We start from the raw sequence: 19814 nt of genomic DNA on the forward strand, positions 1-19814 counted from the left end.
GTGCTACCCGATGTGGCTTCGCGTCGGCAGGGGCTTGCCGTACCAGAGTTCGATCAGCCGGGCCGCGATCGAGATGCCGTAGGGAGGCAGGACCTCCCCGGACTCGAACGCGGCCCGCAGTTCTTCCCTGGAGAACCAGCGGGCCTCGTGGATCTCGTCGCCGTCGACGTCCACGGTGGTCGAGGTGGCCCGGGCCATGAAGCCCAGCATGAGGCTGGAGGGGAAGGGCCAGGGCTGACTGGCGACGTACTCGACCTGGCCGACGGTGACGCCGACCTCCTCGTGGACCTCACGCCGCACGGACTGTTCGATCGACTCGCCGGGCTCCACGAAGCCCGCGAGGGTGGAGAAGCGTCCCTCGGGCCAGTGGACCTGGCGGCCGAGGAGGATGCGGTCGTCGTCGTCCGTGACCGCCATGATCACCGCGGGGTCGGTGCGCGGGTAGTGCTCGGCGCCGCAGGCCTGGCAGCGGCGGATGTGGCCCGCCGCCGCGATGACCGTGCGCTCGCCGCAGCGGGAGCAGAAGCGGTGGGTGCGCTGCCAGTTCTCCAGGCCGACCGCGTGGACCATGAGACCCGTGTCGCGCGGCGACAGCAGCATGCCCGCCTCGCGCAGGCCCGCCGGGCGCGCGGACTGGTCCATGCGGCCGGGGAGCGCGTCCTTCTGGAGTGCGAAATAGCTCACACCGTCGGTGTCGGTGCCCAGGAAGTAGCGGTGCGCCTCGGTGAGCGGGGCCTCGAACGAGGGGGTCATGACGAGTTCGGTGGTGCCGTCCGGGGTCTCGTCGATGAGGACCTGGCCGCCGGAGACCACGAAACAGCGGGTGGTGGGGTGGCTCCACGCCGCCGCGAGCCAGGCCTCGTCGAGCCGGTGGTGGGCGGCCCGGTCGATGCCGCTGGGGGCGGTGAGCGCGATGGGGCGGTCTGCGGTGTGGTCGGTCCAGGTGGTCACGGGTGCTTCCAACTCCCCCGGTGGAACGGTTGATGGGGCGGGCGGTTCGGCGGGGCGTGCGGCGGGTGGGCGGGCTCGGGTGTGCGGGCTCGGGTGTGCGGGCTCGGGTGTGCGGAGCCTTCTTCAGTGTCCCTCGCGGGGGCTCCGGGCCAGCTCGCCCCAGAGGTACGCGCTGGTCTCGACGCCTTTGAGAAGCAGATCCAGTTCGACCTTCTCGTTGGGGGCGTGCCAGCCGTCGGAGGGGACGGAGATGCCCAGGAAGAGCACGGGTGCGTCGAGGACCTCCTGGAGGTCCGCGGCGGGGCCGGAACCGCCCTCGCGCGTGTAGCGGACCGGCTGCTCGAAGGCGCGGCCCATGGCTCGTACCAGTGAGCGCAGGGCCGGGTGGTCCAGCGGTGTCAGGCAGGGGCGGGTGGAACCGCTGAAGGTGATCTCGTGGCGGATCCCGGCGGGAACGCACTCGGCGGCCCAGACGGTGACGGCCTTGCGGATGTGGTCCGGGTCCTGTCCGGCGACCAGGCGGAAGGACAGCTTCACCATGGCCGAGGAGGGGATGACCGTCTTGCTGCCCGCGCCCTGGTAGCCGCCTCCGATGCCGTTGACCTCCGCGGTCGGACGGGCCCAGACGCGTTCCAGGGTGGTGTGGCCGCTTTCGCCGTGCGCTGCCGTGGACCGGGCCGTGCGCAGCCAACGCTCCTCGTCGAAGGGCAGTTCGGCGAAGAGTTCGCGCTCGCGGTCGGTGAGTTCGGTGATGCCGTCGTAGAAGCCGGGGATCGCCACGCGCGCGTGCTCGTCGTGCAGAGCGGCGACGAGGCGGGCGATCTCGGTGGCCGGGTTCGGCACGGCGCCGCCGAAGGAGCCGGAGTGGATGTCCTGGTCGGGGCCGTACAGCCGGATCTCGCACTCGGCAAGGCCGCGCATGCCGGTGCAGACGGTGGGGGTGTCCTCGGCCCACATGCCGGTGTCGGAGACGACGACCGCGTCGGCGGCGAGCCGCTCGACGTGTTCCTCGACGAGCGCGCGGAAGTGCGGGGAGCCCGATTCCTCCTCGCCCTCGATCAGCATCTTCAGGTGGACGGCGGGGGCGGTCCGGCCGGTGGCGGCGAGGTGGGCGCGGACACCGAGTGTGTGGAAGAACACCTGGCCCTTGTCATCGGCGGCTCCGCGCGCGTGGAGGCGGTTTCCGCGGATCACCGGTTCGAACGGCTCGGTGTCCCAGCCGTCGCCGAGGGCGGCGGGCTGCACGTCGTGGTGTCCGTAGACCAGGACGGTGGGGGCGCTCTTGTCCTCGGCGGGCCATTCCGCGAAGACGGCGGGGGCGCCCGGCGTCTCCCAGACCTCGGCCGTGGGGAAGCCGGTCTCCCGGAGTTTGGCGGCCAGCCAGTCGGCGCTGCGGCGTACGTCCGGCGCGTGCTCCGGCTGCGCGGACACCGACGGGATGCGCAGCCACTCCACGAGGTCGTCGAGGAAGGCGGCACGGTGGTCCTGGATGTACGTACGGACGACGGTGACGTCGCTGACGTCGCTGACGTCGCTGACGTCGCTGTCAACGGACTGGCTCATGCTCACGAGCCTATCGGCCCGCACCGACGTGCTCGTCCGGCGGTTCGTCGGCGACCGCCCCGGTGCGGTACGCGGCCGGTCTCGGCCGCCGTGCGCCGGGATCCGGTGCCGCGTCGGCGCCGGGATCCTCCAGGAGCAGCCGCTCCAGCGCGTCCCGGTCGGGCAGGTTCTCGGGCCGTACGACGTCGCCCGTGCGGACGTACAGGAAGGTCGCCTCGACGGATTCCAGGGGCACGCCCTGCTGTTCGGCCCAGGCCAGCCGGTAGATGGCGAGCTGGAGCGGGTCGGCGGTGCGGGTGCGGCTGGTCTTCCAGTCGACGATCTCGTACGTCGTCCCGTCACCGTTGCTCTCCCCGTCGCCGTCGCCGTCGCCCAGGCGGTACACGGCGTCGATGCGGCCGCGTACGACGCGTCCGGCGATCCCCAGCTGGAAGGGCTCCTCCACGCGATACGGCGTGCGGTGCGCGTAGGGGGTGCGTTCGAATGCCTCCTTGAGTGCCTCCAGATCCCGTTCGTCGTCGATCTCCGCCTCGCTGCCGGGCAGTTCCCCGGGCTCCAGCATGGGCAGCCGCAGCTCTTCGAAGCGGGCCTCGACCCAGGCGTGGAAGCGGGTGCCGCGACGCGCCGCGGGCTGCGGGGGGCGTGGCATGGGGCGCGCGAGCTCCTGTGCGAAGCCGTCCGGATCGGCGGCCAGCCGCATCAGCTGCGCCGCCGTCAGCGACGCGGGCAGGGGTACGTCGGTGACCTTGGCGCGGGCCCGCAGGAGCTCTCCGGTGAGGGCGTCCAGGTCGCGGTCCCACGAGGCGACGATGCGGGCCTCCTCGGGGCTGAGGCCGGACGCCGCGGGGTGCCTGCGGGCGTGCGGCACCGCAACCGGCGGGCGCGCGTCCTGTTCGGGGCGCTCCTCGCGCGCGTGCACGGTCCGTGCGGGCCGGTCCGACGACCAGGAGTCCCAGTCGCCGGTGTCCTCGCCTCCGGGGTTCTCGTCTCCGTGGTTCTCGTCTCCGGGGTCCCCGAAGGCGTCCGCCGGTGGCAGGTCGTCCTCGTGGGGCACGTCGTCCGGGTGGACGTCCTCGTAGGAGGGCTCCTCGTCGTCCGTCGGAGGCGGCCAGTCCGGATGGTCGGAGGAGGGATGGTCGGAGAACGGGTGGTCGGAGGAAGGGTGTCCCGAGGCGCGGCCGGCCGGGTCGGTGGCCTCGTGGGACGCGGCCCTCTCCAGGTGGGCCAGTACGGTCGCTGCGGCGGCGCGGCGGCGCAGCAGGGCAGCGTCGTCCAGCGGAAGGGGCCAGGCGTGCTCGGCCGCCGACCGGTGCAGGGCCGGGTTCTCGGCGCCCTCCTCGGGTTCGTCGGCCCATGCCTCGATCTCGCCGTACCCGGCGGTGCAGTGGTCGTGGAGGGCGGTGAGGAAGTCGGACGGCCCGCGCGGGCGCTTCTGGGACGGGCCCCACCAGTGCCCCGAGCCGAGGAGCAGGGAGCGGGGCCGGGTGAAGGTGACGTAGCCGAGGCGGAGTTCCTCGGTGTGCTGGTGGTCCTTCATGGCCTCCTGGAACGCCTTCAACCCGCGCGAGTCCCAGGCGCCGACGTCGGGAAGGGTGTCGGCGTCGCCGCGCAGCGCGTGCGGCAGGACCTTGCCCTGTGCCGTCCACTTCTCGCGGCCCTGTGTGCTGGGGAAGGTGCCGGTGACCAGGCCGGGGACGGCGATGACGTCCCACTCCAGGCCCTTGGACCGGTGGGCGGTGAGCACCTTGACGGTGTTCTCGCCGCCGGGCAGCGCGTTGTCGAGGCCCTTCTCGTACTGGGCGGCCGTGCGCAGGAAGCCGAGGAAGGCGAGGAGGGTGGCCTCACCGGCGCTGTTGGCGGCGAAGGAGGCGGCGATGTCCAGGAAGTTCGACAGGGTCTCGCGGCGGCGGGCGGCGAGCGCGTGCGGGGACGCGGAGAGCTCCACTTCCAGGCCGGTGACGGCGAGCACCCGATGGAGGACGTCCATGAGCGGGTCGGCGAGCGAGCGGCGCAGGTCGCGCAGTTCGGTCGCGAGCCGGGCGAAGCGCACGCGCGCGTCCGGCGAGAACGGCAGCCCGTCGTTCTCACGCTCAGCTTCGAGCGGGAGTTCGAGGAACGTGTCCAGAGCGTCCGCCAGCGAGATCACCTCGGACGGGTCGACCCCCTCGACGGCCGCGGCGAGCCGGCGGTCGGGGTCCTGGTCGCCGTCCACGCGCGCGTGGGAGACGAGCAGCCTGGCCCGGCGGCCGAGGAGGGCGAGGTCACGTGGGCCGATCCGCCAGCGGGGGCCGGTCAGGAGGCGGACGAGGGAGGCGTTGGCGCCGGGGTCCTGGAGGACCTCGCAGACGGCGACGAGGTCGGCGACCTCGGGGAGGTGGAGCAGTCCGGAGAGGCCGACGACCTCGACCGGGATGTCACGGGCGACGAGCGCGCCCTGGATCTCGGCGAAGTCGCCGGCGGTGCGGCACAGGACCGCGATCTCGCCGGGTTCCTTGCCGGTGCGCACGAGGTGGGCGATCGAATCGGCGAGCCAGTCCAGTTCCTCTGTGTGCGTGCTCAGCAGGGCGCAGCGGACCACGCCGTCGCGTTCGGCGCCGGGGGCGGGCCGCAGGGCCTCCACGCCCGCGTGCATGGCCCTCAGGGGCTCCGCGAGGCCGTTGGCGAGGTCGAGCAGACGGCCGCCGCTGCGGCGGTTCTCACTGAGCGCCTGGCGGGTGGCGCGCCGGCCGTCGGGGTGGGCGAAGTGGTCGGGGAAGTCGTCGAGGTTGGCGACGGAGGCGCCGCGCCAGCCGTAGATGGCCTGGCAGGGGTCGCCGACCGCGGTCACGGGGTGGCCGGTGCCGCCACCGAACAGTCCGGCCAGCAGGACGCGTTGGGCGACCGAGGTGTCCTGGTACTCGTCGAGCAGGACCACCCGGAACTCGTCCCGCAGGACGCGGCCCACTTCGGGGAGCCCGGCGAGGCGGGCGGACAGGGCGATCTGGTCGCCGAAGTCGAGGAGGTCCCGCTCGCGCTTGGCCGCGCGGTAGCGGACCACCAGCTCGGTGAGTTCGCGTCGGGCCGCGGCCGACTCGGGGACCTTGCGAAGGTCCGCGTTGGTCAGCTCGACGCCTTCGAGCTCGCGCAGCAGTTCGGTGTCGTGGGCGGTCAGGTCCTCGGGCCGGACCAGGTGTTCGGCGAGTTCGGCGTCGAGGGTCAGCAGGTCGCCGACCAGGTCCGGGAAGGAGCGGGTCAGTGCCGGGTACGGGCCCGGCGACTCCCGCAGGACGCTGGCGGCGAGCTGGTAGCGGGTGGCGTCGGCGAGGAGCCGGGAGGTGGGTTCCAGACCGATGCGCAGGCCGTGGTCGGTCAGCAGGCGGCCCGCGAAGGCGTGGTACGTGGAGATGACCGGCTCGCCCGGCGGGTGGTCGGGGTCGATCACGTCCGGGTCGGTGATGCCCGCCCTGACCAGGGCCTTGCGTACGCGCTCGGCGAGTTCGCCCGCCGCCTTGTTGGTGAACGTCAGCCCGAGCACCTGTTCGGGTGCGACCTGTCCGGTGCCGACCAGCCACACCACGCGCGCGGCCATCACCGTGGTCTTGCCCGACCCGGCTCCGGCCACGATCACCTGCGGGGCGGGCGGCGCGATGATGCAGGCCGTCTGTTCCGGGGTGAAGGGGATGCCGAGGAGCTCCTTGAGCTGCTCGGGGTCGCTGATACGGGCGGACATTCCAGAGAGGCTAGCGGGGGCCACTGACAACGGTGGCCGGGCCGTCCCGCGGGCGGCCTCACTCCACCACGTGCCGGCCCTCCGCGCGGGCACTGCACGACGCCCGGAAAGCGCAGTGTGCACAGTGTTGTCCCGCGGTGGGTGAGAAACGTTCGTCCAGGACCTTGCCCGCGGCCGTGGCCAGCAGATCGCCCACCCACTCGCCCTGCAGGGGTTCCTGGGCCTGCACCTTGGGGACGGTCTCGCCGCCGTTCTTCTTGGCGGCGCCCTGCCGCAGCTGGACGAGTTCGGCGCCGCCCGCTTCGGGCCGTACGCCGCCGAAGGGCTCGTCGACGGCTCCCTCGCGGACCGCGAGCTGGTACACGGCGAGCTGGGGGTGGCGGGTGACCTCGGCCGAACTCACGGCCTGCTTGCCCGTCTTGAAGTCGACGACGTAGGCGCGACCCTCGGTGTCGGTCTCGACCCGGTCCATGGAGCCGCGGATGCGCACCTCGTAGTCGCCCGCTTCCAGGGTGACGTCGAAGTCGTGCTCGCTGGCTACGGGGGTGCGGCCCGTGCGGTCCATGACGTGCCACTTCAGGAAGCGTTCGAGGGCCACACGCGCGTGCTGCTTCTCCTGCTCCGACTTCCAGGGCGCGTCGAAGGCGAGCGCGTTCCACACGGAGTCGAGGCGCTCCATGAGGACGTCGAGGTCGGCGGGGGTCCGGCCGGAGGCGACCTCGTCGGCGAGCACGTGGACGACGTTGCCGAAGCCCTGGGCGGCGGTCGCGGGCGCGTCCGCCTTCACCTCGCGGCCCAGGAACCACTGCAGGGCACAGGTGTTGGCTAGCTGGTCGAGGGCGCTGCCGGACAGCACGACGGGCTGGTCACGGTTCCTGAGCGGCACCTTGCTCTCGGTGGGCTCGAACATCCCCCACCAGCGGTACGGGTGGGCCGACGGCACCAGCGGTCGGCCGTCCTCGTCGCTGAGCGCGGCCAGTCTCGCCAGGCGCAGGGCCGCGGCCTCGCGCAGGGGCTCCGACACGCGCGGGTCCACGGTGGTGGCGCGCAGTTCGGCGACGAGGGAGGCGACGGACAGCGGGCGACGGGGGCGCCCGGTGACGTCCCTGGGTTCGACGCCCAGCTCGGCGAGGAAGCGGGAGGGCTGGTCGCCGTCGTCGGCCGGCGCCTTCACCGCGGTGACGACGAGGCGTTCCCGCGCGCGCGTGGCGGCCACGTAGAACAGCCGGCGTTCCTCGGCGAGCAGCGCGCCCGGCGTGAGCGGCTCGGCGAGGCCGTCGCGGCCGATGCGGTCGGCCTCCAGGAGCGAGCCGCGACGCCGCAGGTCCGGCCACAGGCCCTCCTGGACACCCGCGACGACGACCAGGCGCCACTGCAGGCCCTTGGAGCGGTGCGCGGTCATCAGGCGAACGGCGTCGGGGCGTACGGCCCGTCCGGTGAGCGTGTCGGCGGCGATGTCCTCGGCCTCGATCTCGGCCAGGAAGTTGAGGGCGCCGAGCCCGCCGGTGCGCTCCTCCGCGCGTGCCGCCGTGGCGAACAGCGCGCACACGGCGTCGAGGTCCCGGTCCGCGTTGCGCCCGGCCGCACCGCCGCGCCGTGCGGCCCGCTCCAGGCGCCGGGGCCAGGGTGTGCCGTCCCACAGCTCCCACAGCGCCTCCTCGGTGGTGCCGCCGCCCGCCAGGCGCTCGCGAGCCTTCCGCAGCAGTGCGCCCAGGCGTTGCGCCCCCCGCGCGTACACCGGATCGTGCGCCACCAGTCGCTCCGGTTCGGCCAGTGCGCGTGTCAGCAGTTCGTCCGAGGGGGGTGGTACGGGGTTCCCGCCGGCCCGCTCCTCCTCGCGCAGCGCCCGGCCGAGGCGCCGCAGGTCGGCGGTGTCCATGCCGGCGAGAGGGGAGGCGAGAAGCGTGAGCGCGGTCTCGGTGTCCAGCCAGGAGGACCGCGGCGGGCCAGGCTCGATGGACGGGTCGTGAGGTTGGCCGTCGGGCTCCTCGGCCGGGGCTGCCGCGTCCGCCGTCCCCAGCTCCGCCCGCGCGACCGCCCGCAGGGCCGTCAGCAGGGGCTGGACGGCGGGTTCGTGGCGCAGGGGCAGATCGTCGCCGTCGATCTCGAGGGGGACGCCCGCGGCGGTGAGGGCGCGGCGCATGGAGGGGATCGTGCGGGCGCCGGCGCGCACGAGGACGGCCATCTCGCTCCAGGGGACGCCGTCCTCCAGGTGGGCCCGCCGCAGCACGTCCGCGATGTTGTCCAGTTCGGTGCCCGGGGTCGGGTACGTGTAGACCTCGATGCGTCCCCCGTCCCGTACGGGCCGGAGCTCGCGGTGGGCCCGTACCTTCTCGGCGGGGAGACGGGTGAGCGGCATCCGCTGGGTGAGGAGCCGGGTGGCGGTCAGCAGGTCCGCGCCCGAGCGGCGGGAGTGCCGGAGGACCGCGACCGGGGCCGGGCGGCCGTCCACGCGCGGGAAGGCCGAGGGGAACTCCAGGATGCCGTTCACGTCGGCGCCCCGGAAGGTGTAGATCGACTGGTCGGGGTCGCCGAACGCCACCAGGGTGCGTCCGCCGCCCGCGAGGGCCCTGAGGAGCCGTACCTGGGCGGGGTCGGTGTCCTGGTACTCGTCGACGTAGACCGCGTCGTACCGGGCGGCCAGCCGCTCGGCGACGCCGGGGCGGCCGGCGAGGAGCACGGCGCGGTGGACCAGTTCCGCGTAGTCGAGCACTCCTTGCAGGTCGAGGACGTCGAGGTACTCGGCGAGGAAGGCGGAGGCGGCGATCCAGTCCGGTCGGCCGATGCGCGTGGCGAAGGCCCGCAGGTCCTCGGGGGCCAGGCCCAGTTCGCGGCTCCGGGCGAGGACCGCGCGGACCTCGTCGGCGAACCCGCGCGTGGTCAGGCAGGCACGCAGCTCGTCCGGCCAGCGCACGTGCGCCAGGCCCAGCCGCTCCAGGTCGGGCTGGCCCGCGAGCAGCGCGCGTACCGCCACGTCCTGCTCGGGGCCGGACAGCAGCCGCAGGGGCTCGACGAACAGGTCGCTGTCCTGGTGGGCCCGGATCAGGGCGTAGCAGAAGGAGTGGAAGGTGGTGGCCTGCGGGGCGCGCGCGGCGCCCATGCGCAGGGCCATCCGGTCGCGCAGCTCCACCGCGGCCTTACGGCTGAAGGTGAGGACCAGGACGCGCGCGGGGTCGGCTCCCCGGGCGACGCGGGCCGCGACGGTCTCGACAAGGGTGGTGGTCTTGCCGGTGCCCGGACCCGCGAGGACGAGCAGAGGGCCGCTTCCGTGGTCAACCACCGCGCGCTGCTCGGCGTCCAGAGGAGGGGGGTTCCTTCGGGCCGGTGGGGTACGCACCAGTCGATAAGCGCCACGGCTCCCCTGTCGCACCTCGGGGTGCGACGGGCGCCTGGTGGAGAAAGAGGAGCTCACGTGGTTCGCCGGTCCTGGTGGGTGTGCGAGATGTCACTGCCGGCGCGGCGCGCCGAAGCCGGGGGGTGGTGGTCGGGGGACGGGTGCGCGGCCCGCCGCCCGGTGAGGGCGGTGGCCGCGGGGTGAGGGGGACATGCGGAGCCGACGCTACGCCGACGGGTGCTGCGGAAGCAGAGCTTCCCCTTGTTCCCTCCCGACTCGCGCGGCACGTGCGTCCCTCGCCCCACGAACGTACGGCATGCTGCCGGCGTCCCCCGCTTCCCTCGTACGGAGCAAGGGGCGCACGGGAGCCGGCCGGGCCCCGACGGCTGTCACTCGCGCTCCTCCGCGTGCCCGCCGCCGTCCCAGCGCGCGCGTCTGATGTCGACGCGCGGCACATGGCCCTCGGCCGCGCGGCTCGCCTCGCGCAGGGGCGTGCCCTCCACGCGGTAGCGGTCCAGGGCTCTCAGTTCGTGTCCGGGCAGCAGGACGCCGTCGGAGCGGACGACGCGCCACCAGGCGACCGCTCCTCCGTAGAGGGCCATCACGCGGCCCACCTGGCGCGGGCCGCCCTCTCCCAGCCATTCGGCGACGTCCCCGTATGTCATGACACGCCCCGGCGGGATCAGGTCGGTGACCTCGAGGACCCGCTCCGCGTACTCCGGCAGGGCGTCCGCCGGAAGGCTCTCCTCGCTCATCCGGCCCATCCTGCCCCACCCCACCGACAATGGGACAAGGTGGCCGACGCGTGCGTGCCTCGCCCCGGGGGCGGTCTTCGGGCAGACTGTGCGCCCCCGCATTGCACCCTGATGCCCCTGTGTGCCCACCCGGCATGCCACCATCGTGCGGGCGGTGACTGGTGATACGAGACCAAGAAGAGACGATGAAACAGCAGAGCGTGCACCCCGATGACGCGGCGGGCACCTCTGACGCCTCTTCGCGCCCCGACACCGCCGAGGAGGGCGGCGAGGGCACCGAGAACGTCTCGAAGAAGGCCCCGGACCCCGTCCCGGCCGTGGCCGAAACCGCCTCCCCGGTGACACAGGAGGACAAGGACCGGCAGGTCGGGCCGGACGGTGCGCAGGAGGCCCACGCCGAGGAGGTCGAGGGCGACGAACCGCTGCTCCCCGCGCGCGTGCACCGTCCCTCCGACCTCATGCGGCTGTCGGTCGGCATCCTCGGCATCGTCCTGCTGCTGGCGATTGCCGCGTTCGCCCACGGCACCACCTCCGGCCTCGAACAGGACATCAACAAGGGCACCGGCCAGGCGCCCGATCTGCTGATCAATCTCGCGGGCCTCGGGTCCAGCATCGCCATCCTGCTGGTGCCGGTCGCCTTCGCGATCGAACGCCTGATCAAGCGGGACGGGCTGCGCATCGCCGACGGAGTGCTCGCGGCGGTCCTGGCACACGGAGTGACGCTGGCGACCGACCTGTGGGTCGCCAGAGCGGCCCCGGACTCGATCCAGGAAGCTCTCACCCAACCCTCACCCGGCGGCATGCACGCGCTCACCGACCCCGTGCACGGCTATCTCGCACCGGTCATCGCGTACATGACCGCCGTCGGCATGTCCCGCAGACCCCGCTGGCGGGCCGTGCTGTGGATCGTGCTGCTGCTGGACGCCTTCTCGATGCTGGTCACCGGCTACACGACACCGTTCTCGATCATCCTGACGGTGCTCATCGGCTGGACCGTCGCCTACGGGACCCTCTACGCGGTCGGCTCCCCGAACGTACGCCCGACCGGCCGGACCCTGATGGCCGGCCTCAGACGTGTCGGCTTCAGACCGGTGAGCGCGGCCCGTGAGGAGGTCCCGGAGACGGCCGAGGGCGGTGACCGCGGCCGCCGGTACTTCGTGACCCTGGAGGACGGCCCGCCCCTGGACGTGACCGTCGTCGACCGGGAACAACAGGCGCAGGGGTTCTTCTACCGCGTCTGGCGGCGGCTGACGCTGCGCGGCATCACCACCCGCCGCAGCCTGCAGTCACTGCGCCAGGCACTGGAGCAGGAGGCGCTCCTCGCGTACGCGGCCATCGCGGCCGGCGCCAACGCGCCCAAGCTGATCGCGACCTCCGAACTCGGACCGGACGCCGTGATGCTCGTCTACGAGCACACCGGCGGCCGCACCCTGGACTCCCTGGCGGACGACGAGGTCACCGACGCGCTGATGTCGGACACCTGGCACCAGGTGAAGGCCCTGCAGTCGCGGCGCATCGCCCACCGCAGGCTCGTGGGGGACGCGATTGTGGTGGATCGTTCCGGCACGGTGATCCTGACCGATCTGCGCGTCGGCGAGATCGCGGCGGGCGACCTGGTGCTGCGCATGGACGTCTCCCAGCTGCTGACGACCCTGGGCCTGCGCGTGGGCGCCGAACGCGCGGTGGCCTCGGCGGTGAGCGTGCTCGGCCCCGACGCCGTGGCCGACTGCCTGCCGTTGCTGCAGCCCATCGCCCTCTCGCGCTCCACGCGCGCGACCCTGCGCAGACTGGCCCGGGAACGGGCCGAACGCGAGCGCGAGGCGGTGCTGGAGGCATCCCATCTGGCCAAGCAGGCCCGCGCGGAGGAGCACAGCAAGGCGGCCGTTGAACCCGCCAAGGCCGACAAGAAGGCCGTACGGGCCGAGCAGCGGGCGGAGAAGCGGGCGATCGACGAGGCCCTGGAGGAGGCCCGCGAAGAGGACCTGCTCACCCAGATCCGGCACCAGGTGCTGCTGATCAGGCCTCAGGCACCGGTCGAACCGGCCCGGCTGGAGCGGGTCAAGCCCCGCACCCTGATCAGTCTCATCGCCGGCGCGATCGGCGCGTACTTCCTGCTGACCCAGCTGACCCACATCGAGTTCGGCCCGCTCATCCAGAACGCCGAGTGGGGCTGGGTCGCCGCCGCCGTGTTCTTCTCCGCGCTCAGCTACGTCGCGGCGGCCATGAGCCTGCTGGGCTTCGTGCCGGAGCGGGTGCCGTTCCTGCGGACGGTCGGGGCCCAGGTAGCCGGCTCGTTCGTCAAGATCGTGGCGCCGGCCGCGGTGGGCGGTGTGGCACTGAACACACGCTTCCTGCAGCGCGCCGGGGTGCGGCCCGGTCTCGCGGTGGCGAGTGTCGGCGCGTCCCAGCTCTTCGGCCTGGGCTGCCACATCCTGATGCTGCTCGCCTTCGGCTATCTGACCGGCACGGAGAAGACGCCGTCCCTGTCGCCGTCCCGGACCGTCATCGCGGGCCTGTTGACCGTTGCGGTGCTCGTGCTGGTGGTCACGTCGATCCCGTTCCTGCGCAAGTTCGTCGTCACGCGCGTGCGCTCGCTCTTCGCCGGTGTCGTGCCGCGCATGCTCGACGTGCTGCAGCGGCCGCAGAAGCTGGTGACCGGCATCGGCGGCATGCTGCTTCTCACGGGCTGCTTCGTGATGTGCCTGGACGCCTCCATCCGCGCCTTCGGCAACGAGGACGTCTCGATCAGCATCGCCAGCGTCGCCGTCGTCTTCCTCGCGGGCAACGCGCTGGGGTCCGCGGCGCCGACCCCGGGCGGTGTGGGCGCGGTGGAGGCCACCCTGACGGTCGGTCTGATCGCGGTCGGCCTCCCCAAGGAGGTCGCCGCGCCGGCCGTGCTGCTGTTCCGGCTGCTCACCCTGTGGCTGCCGGTGCTTCCCGGATGGCTGGCCTTCAACCAGTTGTCGCGGAAGGGCGCGCTCTAGGTGTATTGACCCGCAGGGTTGTTGACGCGGCCCAGGAGGCGCACGCGCGCGTGGGGGCGTCCCGCGCTCACCCGCCCGCGCGCGTGCCGCCGTGGCGCCGCTCACCCGCACGGCCCGTGCCCCGGGGCGCATCGACCCGGCCGCCTCCACGATGGGGGCATGCCCACCTCGCCCCGCTCCCGTGCCGTCGCCGTGGCCACGGCCGCCGTCCTGCTCTCCCTGGCGGCGTGCGGCGACGACGTCAAGGGGGACGACACGGACCTGACCACGCAGAAGCTGAGCTGGAAGACCTGCGAGGCCCCGTCCGAGTCCGAGGGCGGTGGCACCGCGCCCTCCCCGCTGCCCGACGGGGACGAATGGCAGTGCGCCACCATGAAGGCGCCCCTCGACTGGGACGAGCCCGACGGCGACACCATCGGCATCGCGCTGATCCGGGCGCGCACCAGCGGCGCGAAAAGCAGGCGCATCGGCTCGCTGGTGTTCAACTTCGGCGGCCCGGGCGGCTCGGGCGTCAAGTCGCTGCCGGCCTCCGCGCAGGACTACGCGACCCTGCGCACCCGCTACGACCTCGTCAGCTTCGACCCGCGAGGGGTCGGCCGCAGCGCGGGCGTGCGGTGCGAGGACGACGAGCAACTCGACGAGTACTTCCAACAGGACGGGACCCCGGACGACGCCACCGAGCGGAGGAAGCTCCTCGACACCACCAAGTCCTTCAACGCCGCCTGCGAGGAGAACTCCGGCAAGACCCTCCCGCACGTGCGCACCACGGACGCGGCCCGCGACCTGGACCTCATGCGGCAGGTCCTCGGCGACGACGAGCTCCACTACTTCGGCATCTCCTACGGCACGGAACTCGGCGGCGTCTACGCCCACCTGTTCCCGCGGAAGGTCGGACGCGCGGTGTTCGACGCGGTCGTCGACCCGACACAGACGGCGGAGCAGGGCTCGCTCGGACAGGCCGGGGGCTTTCAGCTGGCGCTGGGCAACTACGCCCGGGACTGCGTGTCGAAGACCGAGGACTGCCCGGTCGGCGACAGCGAGCAGGACGTCGAGAACCGGATCACCAAGCTGCTCGACGACCTCGACACCCAGCCGATCGACGGGATCTTCCCCCGCGACCTCACCCAGACCCTCGCCACGAGCGGGATCGCCCAGGCCCTGTACTCCCAGGACCTCTGGCCGTACCTGACCCAGGGGCTCGAGCTGGCGTACGAAGGGGACGGCAGCCTGCTGATGTCGCTGTCCGACTCCATGAACGGGCGCAGCGAGAACGGCGAGTACAGCAACCTCACCGCGGCGAACGTCTCCATCAACTGCGCGGACTCCGCGCCGCGCTACACCACCGCCGACGTGGAAGCGCGGCTGGGCGAGTTCCGGGCGGCCTCCCCCGTCTTCGGCGACTGGTTGGCCTGGTCCCTGCTCACCTGCACGGACTGGGCCGTCGCCGGTGCGGCCGACCATCCCGACGTGCGGGCCCCGGGAGCGGCGCCGATCCTCGTGATCGGCAACACGGGCGATCCCGCCACGCCGTACGAGGGGGCCCGGAAGATGGTCGAGGCCCTCGGCGCGGGAGTCGGGGTCGAGCTGACGTACCGGGGACAGGGCCATGGTGCGTACAACAGCGGGAACACCTGCGTCCAGAAGGCCGTGGACGGCTACCTGCTCAGGGGACAGACCCCGAAAGCAGGCACGGTCTGCTCATGAATGTGCAGGTCAGAACGTTATCCACAGGCTGTCTCGGCGTTCACGACGGTCCGCATACCATGGCATGACCGCCATTCGGGACATCCGGCGGACGACATCGCTGGAGGGGGAGGCAAGCATGGCGCGCTTGACACGGGGGGCCGCCCTGGCTGCTGCCGTGCTGCTGGTCACCGGATGCAGCGGCGGTGCGGACGACAGAGCGGGTGACAAGGCGGACGACGCGAAGGGCTCGTCGTCCTCACCCGCACCGCCGGGGTCGCCGGTGCCGGCGCCGCGCCAGAAGCTCGACTGGGATCGCTGCGAGGCGACTTCGGAGGGCCCCGCACCGGGCGGGGACTGGCAGTGCGCGACGCTGAGGGTCCCGCTGGACTACGCGAAACCGGACAAGGGGACGATCGGGCTCGCACTGATCCGCAGCAAGGCGACCGGCGACGCCGGGGAACGCCTCGGCTCCCTCCTGTTCAATTTCGGCGGCCCCGGCGGCTCCGGCGTGTCCATGCTGCCGTCGTACGCGGGACTGACGAGCGAACTGCACAAGCGGTACGACCTGGTGAGCTGGGACCCGCGCGGGGTGGCCGGGAGCGAGGGGGTGCGCTGCCGCGGCGACAAGGAGATCCAGGCGAGCGAGTCGGTGGACGCCACCCCCGACGACGCCGCCGAGGAGCGGGCCTTCTTCCAGGACGCGGCCGACTTCGGCGCGGGATGCGAGAAGGCCGCCGGCAAGCTGCTGTCACACGTCTCGACCGCCGAGACCGCCCGCGACATGGACGTCATGCGCCGGGTCCTCGGCGACGAGAAGATGCACTACCTCGGTATCTCGTACGGCACCGAACTGGGTGGGGTCTACGCCCACCTGTTCCCCCGGAACGTGGGGCGCCTGGTCCTGGACGCGGTGGTCGACCCGACCGCCGACACGGTGGGCCACGCGAAGAACCAGACCCTGGGCTTCCAGCGGGCTCTCGACAACTACCTGAAGTCGACCGGCCAGGACCCCGAGGCGGGCACACGGAAGATCGAGAAGCTGCTGGAGCGGATCGACGCGAAGCCACTGGCGACGACGTCCGGCCGCGAACTCACCCAGACGCTGGCGACCACCGGTATCGTCCTGCCGCTCTACAGCGAGCGGAGCTGGCCCACGCTGACCAGCGCGCTCGACGCAGCCGAGGACGGCGACGGCACCGAACTGCTCGCGCTGGCCGACGGGTACAACGAACGCGACCCGTCCGGCCGCTACGGCACGACGACCCACTCCCAACGGGTCATATCGTGCCTGGACCAGAGGCAGCGGCCGAGCGTGGAGGAGACGAAGAGGCTGTTGCCCGAGTTCCGGGAGATCTCGCCCGTCTTCGGCGAGTTCCTGGGGTGGGACACCGCGGGCTGGTGCCACGACTGGCCGGTGCCGGGCCTGACGGACTCACCGGAGGTGAGCGCACCGGGGGCCGCGCCCGTCCTCGTGGTGGGCAACACCGGGGATCCGGCGACGCCCTACGAGGGCGCGCGGAAGATGGCCGCGGAACTGGGCGAGGACGTCGGTGTGATGCTCACCTGGAAGGGCGAGGGCCATGGCGCGTACGGCAGCGGCAGTACGTGCGTCGACTCGACGGTGAACGCGTATCTGCTGGACGGGACGGTGCCGAAGGACGGCAAAGTCTGCTCGTAGCCCGGGAGGGCCGCCGCGCCCCGGTACGGGCGGGCGCGGCGAGGGGCCCGGCACCCGTGGTGCCGAGCCCCTGCCGGGAGGACGCGGGTCTAGTAGACCGGCTTGCTCGGCTCGATCTGGTTGACCCAGCCGATCACGCCGCCGCCGACGTGGACCGCGTCGGAGAAGCCCGCCGACTTCAGGACGGCCAGGACTTCCGCACTGCGGACACCCGTCTTGCAGTGCAGGACGATCTTCTTGTCCTGCGGGAGGGCCTCCAGGGCGGTGCCCATGAGGAACTCGTTCTTCGGGATCAGCTTGGCGCCCGGGATGGACACGATCTCGTACTCGTTGATCTCGCGGACGTCGATGATCTCGATGTTCTCGCCGTCGTCGATCCACTCCTTGAGCTGCTTGGGAGTGATCGTCGAGCCGGCCGCCGCCTCCTGTGCCTCCTCGGAGACGACGCCGCAGAAGGCCTCGTAGTCGATGAGTTCGGTGACGGTGGGGTTCTCGCCGCAGACCGCGCAGTCGGGGTCCTTGCGGACCTTGACCTGGCGGTACTGCATCTCCAGGGCGTCGTAGATCATCAGGCGGCCGACCAGCGGCTCACCCGTGCCGGTGAGGACCTTGATGGCCTCGGTGACCTGGATGGAGCCGATGGAGGCGCACAGCACACCGAGGACACCGCCCTCGGCGCAGGAGGGGACCATGCCCGGCGGCGGGGGCTCGGGGTAGAGGCAGCGGTAGCAGGGTCCGTGCTCGGACCAGAACACGGAGGCCTGGCCGTCGAAGCGGTAGATCGAGCCCCACACGTACGGCTTGTTCAGCAGCACGCACGCGTCGTTGACCAGGTAGCGGGTCGCGAAGTTGTCCGTGCCGTCGACGATCAGGTCGTACTGGCTGAAGATGTCCATCACGTTCTCGGCCTCGAGCCGCTCTTCGTGGAGGATCACGTTCACGTACGGGTTGATCCCGAGCACGGAGTCGCGCGCGGACGCGGCCTTGGAGCGGCCGATGTCGGCCTGGCTGTGAATGATCTGGCGCTGCAGGTTCGACTCGTCGACCTCGTCGAACTCCACGATGCCGAGCGTGCCGACGCCCGCCGCGGCCAGGTACATCAGCGCCGGGGAGCCGAGGCCGCCGGCGCCCACACACAGCACCTTGGCGTTCTTCAGCCGCTTCTGCCCGTCCATCCCGACGTCGGGGATGATCAGGTGGCGGGAGTACCTGCGGACCTCGTCTACGGTGAGCTCGGAAGCGGGCTCGACCAGGGGTGGCAGCGACACGGGGACTCCGTTGGTCGGTCAATCACTACAGTTGTTCTCCCCGTAACACTGCCACGCCCTTTTTCATTCCGAGACACCCGTTCCAACCAGCGAGACGATGTCGTCCCAGTAGCCGGGCATCGTCTCCCAAGGGTCGGTCCGGCCGCCGCGGTCCCTGCGGTCGGTGAAGTAGATGGTGGCGGCACCCTGCCAGCGGGCGACGCGCAGTGCCTCGTCGAGGTGTCCGCGCGGAACGCCGTGGACGAAGTGGCAGAAGCGCTCGGGCGGATGGTCGGCGGTCCACTCGGCCGCCTGCGACCAGCGGTAGTCGCTCCAGGGCCCGGAGAAGGTCACCAGTTGGTCGGCGATGTCGACATAGCCGGGGTGCGGGTGGGTGCCGTGCCCGAGGACGAGGTGCCCGCCGCCGAGAAGCGCGCGGAGGGCGGTGGCCGTGCGCTCGGTGTCCGGCAGGGCGCCGTGTTCGGTGGGGCAGCGGTCCAGGAAGAACCCGTCGGTGCGGTACCAGTCGAGATACCGGCGCGCGTCGGAGGCGATGTCGCCGAGGGCGCGCGCCCCGTAGCCGAGGACGCGGACGCCCGCGTTCCGCAGCCGTCCGGCGGCTTCGAGGCAGTGCGGGTCGGGGCGGGTGCCGGGACCGTCGGAGATGTTCAGGACGACCCAGTGCAAAGGGGTGCCGGGACGGGCGAGTTCACCCCATTCCAAGGGGGCGACGAGGGGGTGGGCATAGCCGGGGATGCCGAAGCCGAGGCTCAGGCCGGTGTGCGCGATGGCGGAGGGCGCCGGGGTCAGATACGGCACGCCGCCTCCATCCAGATGTCGGCGAGAGATTCCTCCAGGTTGATCCTGGGTCGCCAGCCGAGGCGGTCCCGGGCGGTGCGGACGTCGGCCTGCTGCCAGCTGCCGCACCCGTCCGGGTAGGGGTAGGAGACGGGGGTGGCGTGGTCAGGTTCGGGGCGGGGGTGGCCGATGGTGGGCCTGAGGGGGCCGGGCGGAGCGTCGAGTTCGTGGAGGGCGCCGCCGTAGCCGGCCACGCGGGCGAGGACGGCCGCGGCGTCGCGGAGGCGCACGGCGCGGCCCGAGCCGATGTTGATCACCCCCTGAGCCGCGGAGAGGGAGGCGGCGTGGACGGCACGGGCGACGTCGCGGACGTCGACGAAGTCGCGCTGGACGCCGAGGCCGCCGAGCTTGAGTTCGCCGTCGCCGGACTGCATGGCGCGGCGCATGGCCTCGGCGAGCCGGCCGAGCGGCGAGCCGGCCGGTGTGCCGGGCCCGGCGGGCGAGAAGACGCGCAGGACCACGGCGTCCAGGCCGGAGCCGAGGACGAGTTCGGTTGCGGCGAGTTTGCTCACGCCGTACGGGCCGCCGGGGCGGGGCACGGCGTCCTCGGCGGTGGAGGACCCGGGCTGGCTGGGTCCGTATTCGGCGCCGCAGCCGAGCTGCACCAGGCGGGCGCCGCAGCCGCTGCGGCGCAGGGCCTCGCAGACGGTGGCGACGGCGACGGTGTTGTGCCGGGTGAGTTCGCGGGCGCCGCCGCGGGTGGCTCCGGCGCAGTTGACGACGACTCCGGGGTGGACGGCGTCCAGGAAGCGGGTGAGCGCGCCCGGGCTGCCGGTGGCGAGGTCGAACCGTACGTCGGCGTCGTCGCCGCGGCCGAGCGCGGTGAGCTGTACGGCCGGGTCGGCGAGCAGACGCTCGGCGACGAAGCGGCCGAGGTACCCGTTGGCTCCGATCAGCAGGACCCTCATCGGGCGGCTCCCGGGGCGGGTTCTCCGGTTCGGGAGGTGATCATCTGGCGTTCTCCTTATGGGGTGGTGCCGTGGGTGATGAGGTGGCCCGCGGTGTCGGCCCCGCGGGACGGGCGCCCGGGACGCGAGCCCCGGGCGTCG

The 19814-nt window shown here is 72.5% G+C and carries 11 protein-coding genes; 3 read left to right on the forward strand and 8 right to left on the reverse strand.

Annotated elements, in window-relative coordinates:
* Positions 1 to 3 precede the first annotated feature (3 nt).
* The 5 genes from nudC to PYR72_RS17625 form a co-directional block, all read right to left on the reverse strand.
* Entirely contained in the window at positions 4 to 951 is a 948-nt protein-coding gene (nudC, locus tag PYR72_RS17605; protein ID WP_275456220.1) for an NAD(+) diphosphatase, read from the reverse strand.
* 123 nt (positions 952 to 1074) lie between these two features.
* Complete coding sequence (locus PYR72_RS17610; RefSeq protein WP_275456221.1) at positions 1075 to 2514, reverse strand: dipeptidase; 1440 nt, start codon at positions 2512 to 2514, stop codon at positions 1075 to 1077.
* A gap of 10 nt (positions 2515 to 2524) precedes the next feature.
* Entirely contained in the window at positions 2525 to 6223 is a 3699-nt protein-coding gene (locus PYR72_RS17615; RefSeq protein WP_275456222.1) for an ATP-dependent DNA helicase, read from the reverse strand.
* A 58-nt stretch (positions 6224 to 6281) separates the two neighbouring features.
* Positions 6282 to 9635: an ATP-dependent DNA helicase gene (locus PYR72_RS17620; protein ID WP_275456223.1), complete on the reverse strand. Its 3354-nt coding sequence runs from the start codon at positions 9633 to 9635 to the stop codon at positions 6282 to 6284.
* A gap of 311 nt (positions 9636 to 9946) precedes the next feature.
* On the reverse strand, positions 9947 to 10312 hold the full coding sequence (locus PYR72_RS17625) for an MGMT family protein (RefSeq protein WP_343245527.1): 366 nt from the start codon (positions 10310 to 10312) through the stop codon (positions 9947 to 9949).
* Between the two features lie 185 nt (positions 10313 to 10497).
* Here PYR72_RS17625 and PYR72_RS17630 point away from each other — a divergent pair, with 185 nt between their 5' ends.
* The 3 genes from PYR72_RS17630 (at position 10498) to PYR72_RS17640 (ending at position 16660) form a co-directional block, all read left to right on the forward strand.
* On the forward strand, positions 10498 to 13296 hold the full coding sequence (locus tag PYR72_RS17630) for a lysylphosphatidylglycerol synthase transmembrane domain-containing protein (protein WP_275456225.1): 2799 nt from the start codon (positions 10498 to 10500) through the stop codon (positions 13294 to 13296).
* A gap of 159 nt (positions 13297 to 13455) precedes the next feature.
* Positions 13456 to 15000, forward strand: coding sequence for an alpha/beta fold hydrolase (locus tag PYR72_RS17635; RefSeq protein WP_275456226.1), 1545 nt, complete (start codon positions 13456 to 13458; stop codon positions 14998 to 15000).
* Between the two features lie 118 nt (positions 15001 to 15118).
* Positions 15119 to 16660 (forward strand): alpha/beta hydrolase, encoded by a 1542-nt coding sequence (locus PYR72_RS17640; RefSeq protein ID WP_275456227.1) that lies wholly within the window; start codon positions 15119 to 15121, stop codon positions 16658 to 16660.
* Between the two features lie 89 nt (positions 16661 to 16749).
* Here PYR72_RS17640 and moeZ read toward each other — a convergent pair whose 3' ends face one another.
* The 3 genes from moeZ to PYR72_RS17655 form a co-directional block, all read right to left on the reverse strand.
* Entirely contained in the window at positions 16750 to 17928 is a 1179-nt protein-coding gene (gene moeZ, locus PYR72_RS17645; RefSeq protein ID WP_013000856.1) for an adenylyltransferase/sulfurtransferase MoeZ, read from the reverse strand.
* A 63-nt stretch (positions 17929 to 17991) separates the two neighbouring features.
* Complete coding sequence (locus tag PYR72_RS17650; protein WP_275456228.1) at positions 17992 to 18726, reverse strand: spherulation-specific family 4 protein; 735 nt, start codon at positions 18724 to 18726, stop codon at positions 17992 to 17994.
* Positions 18714 to 19673, reverse strand: a complete 960-nt coding sequence (locus PYR72_RS17655) for an NAD-dependent epimerase/dehydratase family protein (RefSeq protein ID WP_059079198.1) — start codon at positions 19671 to 19673, stop codon at positions 18714 to 18716. The genes PYR72_RS17650 and PYR72_RS17655 overlap by 13 nt, the downstream gene beginning before the upstream one ends.
* Between the last annotated feature and the right edge of the window lie 141 nt (positions 19674 to 19814).

Origin of the sequence: Streptomyces sp. VNUA24 (genome assembly GCF_029167005.1) — a bacterium.
Lineage (GTDB): Bacteria > Actinomycetota > Actinomycetes > Streptomycetales > Streptomycetaceae > Streptomyces > Streptomyces scabiei.